Source organism: Streptomyces anatolicus, assembly GCF_019400875.1.
In the GTDB taxonomy this organism is placed as follows: Bacteria; Actinomycetota; Actinomycetes; order Streptomycetales; family Streptomycetaceae; genus Streptomyces; species Streptomyces anatolicus.
In genome coordinates, this window is sequence record NZ_WMBF01000409.1 from 1 (window position 1) to 5,795 (window position 5,795).

A 5,795-nucleotide genomic window follows, 5' to 3' on the forward strand; every position below is an offset into this window, starting at 1 on the left:
GGGTCGCGCTGGGAGTGGACGAGGACGACGCCGGGCGCGGCGAAGGCGGCGACGATGTCGACGTGGCCGAGGGTGCCGTAGCCGTGGCCGGGGTAGTCGGCGGTGAGGCCGCGCGGCAGCCAGATCGCCTTGGTGGTGCCGAGCTGGGCGTGGATCTCCGCCTCGACCTCCGCCTTGGTCAGGCCGGGGTTGCGCTCGGGGCCGAGCTGGACGGTCTCGGTGAGCAGGACGGTGCCCTCGCCGTCGACGTGGATGCCGCCGCCCTCGTTCACGAGCTTCGAGGGGTACGTACGGGCTCCGGCGAGGTCGGCGACGTACGCCCCGATCTTGGAGTCGTGGTCCCAGCGGGCCCACTCCTGGGCGCCCCAGCCGTTGAACGTCCAGTCCACGGCGGCCAGTTGGCCCTTGCCGTCGGTGAGGAAGGTCGGGCCGATGTCCCGCATCCAGGCGTCGTCAAGCTCCCGCTCCACCACCTCGATGTCCGGGCCGAGGAGTTCCTTGGCGTACGTGGACTGGGCCGGGCCGCAGACCACGGTGACCGGCTCGAAGCGGCGTACGGCACGGGCCACGTTCGCCCAGGCGAGGCGGGACTCGTCCAGACCCTCGGGGTCGTCGAAGGTGGGGTTGGGGCACGGCCACGCCATCCAGGTGCGCTCGTGCGGGGCCCACTCGGCGGGCATGCGGAAGCCGTCGGCGGCAGCAGACATGACGTACACCTTTAAAGGAAGTAGAGGCGGTTGAGGGAGACGGAGTCGGCGGGGTCCGAGCGGACCGGGTCGCCGTCGAGGGTGACGAGGCCGGTCTTCTGGTTCACGTCGATGGAGCCGGTACGGGAGTTCAGGCGCAGGTCGGCCGGGCCGATGCCCCGCGTGCCGCGCACCGCGACCCGGCGGCGGCGGGTTGGCATCTTGTCGTTGCCCTGGTCGATGGCGGCCTGTGCGACGAACGCCACGGAGATGTCGGCGGGCACGGCGCCGTGCGCGCCGAACAGCGGCCCGAGGACGAGCGGTTCACAGGTGTCGGTGGCGGCGTTGGGGTCGCCGGTGACGCCGTACGCGGGGAAGCCGGACTTGAGCACCATCTGCGGCTTGGCGCCGAAGTACTGGGGGCGCCACAGCACGATGTCGGCCAGCTTGCCGACCTCCAGGGAGCCCACCTCGTGGGCGAGGCCGTGCGCGAGGGCGGGGTTGATGGTCAGCTTGGCGATGTAGCGCAGGACGCGCGCGTTGTCGTCGTGCGGGCCGTCGCCCTCCATGGGGCCCAGCTCGGCCTTCATCTTCCCGGCCATCGCGAAGGTGCGGCGCACGGTCTCACCGGCGCGGCCCATGCCCTGCGCGTCGGACGAGGTGATGCCGATGGCGCCCAGGTCGTGCAGCACGTCCTCGGCGCCCATCGTCCCCGCGCGGATGCGGTCGCGGGCCATGGCCGCGTCGCCCGGCAGATCCGTCTTCAGGTCGTGGACGGAGACGATCATGCCGTAGTGCTCGGCGACGGCGTCCCGGCCGAAGGGCAGGGTGGGGTTGGTGGAGGAGCCGATGACGTTCGGCACGCCCGCCATCTTCAGGACGTTCGGTACGTGTCCGCCGCCGCAGCCCTCGATGTGGAAGGCGTGGATGGTCCGCCCTTCGAGCACCTTCAGGGTGTCCTCGACGGAGAGGCATTCGTTCAACCCGTCGCTGTGCAGGGCGACTTGGACGTCGTACTCCTCGGCGACGCGCAGCGCCGTGTCCAGGGCGCGGGTGTGCGCGCCCATGTCCTCGTGCACCTTGAAGCCGGACGCGCCGCCCTCGGCGAGCGCCTCGATCAGCGGGGCGTCGTGCGAGGACGAGCCGCGGCCGAGGAAGCCGATGTTGACGGGCCAGGCGTCGAAGGCGTTGAACGCGTGGCGCAGCGCCCAGGGCGAGTTGACGCCGACGCCCCATACCGGCCCGAACTCCTGGCCGATGATCGTGGTGACGCCGGAGGCGAGGGAGGCCTCCATGATGCGCGGCGAGAGCAGGTGGACGTGGGTGTCCACGGAACCGGCGGTGGCGATCAGGCCCTCGCCCGACACGATGGACGTGCCGGTGCCGACGACGACGTCGACGCCGTCGAGGGTGTCGGGGTTGCCCGCGCGCCCGATGGCGTGGATACGTCCCTCGCGGATGCCGATGGAGACCTTGCGGATGCCCTGCACGGCGTCGATCACGACGACGTTGCTGATGACGACGTCACAGGTCTCGCGGACGGCGGCGGCCTTCAGGTGCAGGCCGTCACGGGCGGTCTTGCCGAATCCGGCGAGGAATTCGTCGCCGTACTTCTGGGCGTCGGACTCGACGCGGATCGTCAGCCCGGAGTCACCGAGACGGACGTGGTCGCCGGCGCGCGGGCCGTGCGTGGAGGCGTACTCGTACGGGGTGAGGCGGCGGGGTTCGGCGGGGTGCCCTCCGGGGCGGCTCATCGCTCGGCCTCCTGGTCGTTCTGGTAGCTCGGAACGCTCTGGTCGCGCTGGTCGCCTTGGTCGCTCTGGCCGCCCTGGCCAGTCGTCTCCGGCACGCCGAGGTAGCCGCAGGCGGCGGCCCGGCGCAGTGCCTCCTCGCGGGCGCCCGGCGCGTCCAGCGGGCCGTCCACCAGGCCCGCGAAGCCGATCGCGATCCGCTCGCCGCCGATGGGCAGCAGCCCGACCTCGCCGCTCTCGCCGGGCCCGAAGCGCACGGAGGACCCGGCGGGCACGGCCAGGCGCATGCCGTACGCGGCGGCGCGGTCGAAGTCGAGCCGGGGGTTCGCCTCGAAGAAGTGGAAGTGCGAGGTCACCGAGATGGGCACACCTGCGGTGTTGCGCACCGTCAGCGTCACCACCGGCGCGGGGTCCTCGTGCGCGGGGCCGGGCAGCAGCGCGCCCGGGGCCTCGCTGCCGAGACCGGCGCCGATGGGGTCGGAGACCACGGCGAGGCGGGACCCGTCGTCGAAGACGGCCTCCACATGCACCTCGGTCACCACGTCGGCGACGCCGGGCAGCACGTCGTCCGGGCCGAGGGCGGCGCGGGCCCGCTCGATCGCCTCGGCGAGCCGGACGCCGTCGCGGGCCGCCTCGCAGACCGTGTCGGCGATCAGCGCGGTCGCCTCCGGGACATTGAGCCTGAGGCCGCGCGCCTTGCGGGCCCTGGCCAGCTCGGCGGCCCCGAAGAGCAGCAGCCGGTCGCGTTCGGTGGGCGTCAGTCGCACGCGCCGTACCTCCCTATTTCCACGTCCTGCGCCAGAGTTTAGAGCAACACTCTAACTACGAAATCCGCATGCTGGAAGCATTGACGGAAGCGGGTTCCACAGGTCACATTGAGCGCTGCTCTAAGTGAGGCAACCATCGGGACCAAGCGAGCGTCAGGGGCACCCATGCCGATAGAACAGCGCGGAGTCGACACCATCCCGGACGGGGAACGCACCAGCGGCCCCCGCGATCTCGTGTCGATCCTCATCGGCTCCAACCTCTGCCTGGGGGTGATCGTCTTCGGCTGGCTGCCGGTGTCGTTCGGCCTCGGCTGGTGGGAGTCGGTCAGCGCGGTGGTGGCGGGCACGGTGCTCGGCACCGCGCTCACCGCGCCGCTCGCCCTGGTGTCCCTGCGCACCGGGACGAACCTCTCCACCTCGTCCGGGGCCCAGTTCGGCGTACGCGGCCGGCTCGTCGGCTCGGTCGTCGGCCTGCTGCTCTCGCTCGGCTACACCGCGCTGACCATCTGGATCGGCGGCGACGTCATGGTGGGCACGCTGCACCGCCTGCTCGGACTGCCGGCCGGCGGCCTCTCCTACGGCCTCGTCTACACCCTGCTCGCCGCGGCCACCGTGGTCGGCGCGGTCTTCGGCTACCGGGTGCTGCTCCGCCTCTCCCGGGTGCTCGCCTTCGGGATGACGGCACTGCTGATCCTCGGCGTCGTCGCCTACGCCCCCGACTTCACGACCTCGGCGCTGCCGGGCGCGGGCGGCTATCTGCTCGGCTCGTTCTGGCCCACCTGGCTGCTCGCCCTGGTGGCCGCGGGCCTGTCGGGGCCCATCGCCTTCATCACCCTGCTCGGCGACTACACCCGCTATGTCTCCCCGGCCCGGCACAGCTCCCGCGCGGTGCTCGGCGCGGCCTGGGTGGGTCTGCTCGCGGGACTGCTGATCCCGCAGCTCTTCGGTACGTTCACGGCGTACGCGGCGCGCGCCGCCCTGGACTACGCGGGCGGCCTCGTCGACGCCTCCCCCACCTGGTATCTGGTGCCGCTGCTGCTCGCCGCGTCCGCGGGGTCCGTCGGCAACGCGGGTCTGATGCTGTACTCGATGGGCCTCGACCTGGACGCGATCCTGCCCCGCGCCTCGCGGGCCCGTGCCACGTACACGGTCGCCGTCGTCGCCACGGCCTGCGTCTTCGTCGGCCACTTCGCGTGGGAGGCGCAGGACGCGATGACGTCGTTCGTACTGCTCCTGACGGCGATCGGCACGCCCTGGGCGGTCATCACCCTGATCGGCTTCGCGCGCTGTCGCGGGGAGTACGACGCGGAGGCCCTCCAGGTCTTCAACCGCCGCGCCAAGGGGGGCGTCTACTGGTACCGCTCCGGCTGGAACGTCCAGGCGACCGTTGCGTGGGCGCTTGGTGCGGTGGTCGGGCTGTTGTCGGTCGCGCTTCCTTCGTATGAGGGGCCGTTGCTTGCGCTGACCTGGGGGGTTGACTGCAGTTTCCTGCTTTCGGGGGTGGTGGGTGGGGTGACGTACGCGGTGCTGACCCGGCGTGCGGTGGTTGCGGCGGCGCTTCCGCTGGTGGAAGAGGAGACGGTAGCGGGCTGAGCCGGGGTGCCTCCCGGGGGCCGGCTTCGCAACTGCGGGTCCGATGTGGCTGGGCGCGCAGTTCCCCGCGCCCCTGGCCGAACCTCACGTGCCGCCCCCCTCCCAGCACCCCTAGGGGGCTTCACGTGCCGCACGCTTGGTTGTGACGTCCGTCAGGCGATGTCCAGGATCGCCTTGCCCTGGAGGCGGCGGGTCAGGAGGGTTTCGATTGCCTCCGGGGCCTTGTCCCAGGCGCCTCGCCAGGACGTGCCGGGGTCGAGCGTGCCCGTCGCCACCTGTTCGGCGAGCCAGGTCAGGTCGCGGGAGAGGCTTGGGCAGCCGAGCAGTTGGAAGTTGACGATCGAGCGGTCGTGGCGGCCCTGCTCCCCATAGAGGGCCCTGAGCGGGAAGTGCTCGGGTTCCCCGCCCGCCTGCCCGACGGAGACGAGGGTGCCGCCCGCGCCCAACTGGGCGTACGCGGCGACCAGTTGACTGCCCCCGATCACGTCCACCACCCCGTCCACCAGGGCGCCGGCCGCCTCGGGCGTGGCGATCACCTCGTGTGCGCCGAGGGCACGGAGCGCGTCCCCCTTCCCCTCGGGGTCGCCGGTCACCGCGATGACGTGCGCACCGCCGCGCCGGGCGAGCTGCACCGCGTACCGCCCGACACCGCCGGTCGCGCCCGTGACCAGCACGCGCCTGCCGAGGATCGGGCCGATCCGGTCCAGGGCGCGCAGGGCGCTGGCGCCCGCGACCGGCACGGTGCTGATGGCCCCCAGGTCCGCGCCCTCGGGGACCACGCCGGTCCACTCCGTGTCGGCGACGCGGTATTCGGCCCAGCCGCCGTCACCGGCGAGCGTCACCACGGGGGTGCCGACGGCGGGGCCGGAGCCGTCGGCGGCGGCCCGCTCGACGACGCCGGCCGCGTCCCAGCCGAGCACCGCGCCCTCGGGCGCGCCCTCGATGCCCCACCGCACCTCGCCGTGGTTCAGGGAGGTCGCCCGTACGCGGATCAGGGC

The 5,795-nt window shown here is 72.5% G+C and carries 5 protein-coding genes; 1 reads left to right on the plus strand and 4 read right to left on the minus strand.

Annotated features, from left to right (window positions below; genetic code table 11):
• The 3 genes from GKQ77_RS26185 to ureA all read right to left on the minus strand — a co-directional run.
• Positions 1-707, minus strand: a 707-nt coding sequence (locus GKQ77_RS26185; RefSeq protein ID WP_219691396.1) for an agmatine deiminase family protein, incomplete at its 3' end; no start/stop codon positions are given.
• Between the two features lie 11 nt (positions 708-718).
• Positions 719-2,440, minus strand: coding sequence for an urease subunit alpha (locus tag GKQ77_RS26190; RefSeq protein WP_219691397.1), 1,722 nt, complete (start codon positions 2,438-2,440; stop codon positions 719-721).
• On the minus strand, positions 2,437-3,204 hold the full coding sequence (gene ureA / locus GKQ77_RS26195) for an urease subunit gamma (RefSeq protein ID WP_308117793.1): 768 nt from the start codon (positions 3,202-3,204) through the stop codon (positions 2,437-2,439). The genes GKQ77_RS26190 and ureA overlap by 4 nt, the downstream gene beginning before the upstream one ends.
• A gap of 165 nt (positions 3,205-3,369) precedes the next feature.
• Between ureA and GKQ77_RS26200 the strand changes: the two genes are divergently transcribed.
• Positions 3,370-4,797: a cytosine permease gene (locus GKQ77_RS26200; RefSeq protein ID WP_219691398.1), complete on the plus strand. Its 1,428-nt coding sequence runs from the start codon at positions 3,370-3,372 to the stop codon at positions 4,795-4,797.
• A gap of 152 nt (positions 4,798-4,949) precedes the next feature.
• Here the strand turns inward: GKQ77_RS26200 and GKQ77_RS26205 are convergent.
• The coding region (locus tag GKQ77_RS26205; RefSeq protein WP_219691399.1) for a zinc-binding dehydrogenase at positions 4,950-5,795 on the minus strand (846 nt) is incomplete at its 5' end.

Excerpts from the sequence above, each read along its gene's own strand:
- GKQ77_RS26190 (WP_219691397.1), bottom strand. The coding sequence starts at position 2,440 with ATGAGCCGCCCCGGAGGGCACCCCGCCGAACCCCGCCGCCTCACCCCG.
- GKQ77_RS26200 (WP_219691398.1), top strand. The coding sequence starts at position 3,370 with ATGCCGATAGAACAGCGCGGAGTCGACACCATCCCGGACGGGGAACGC.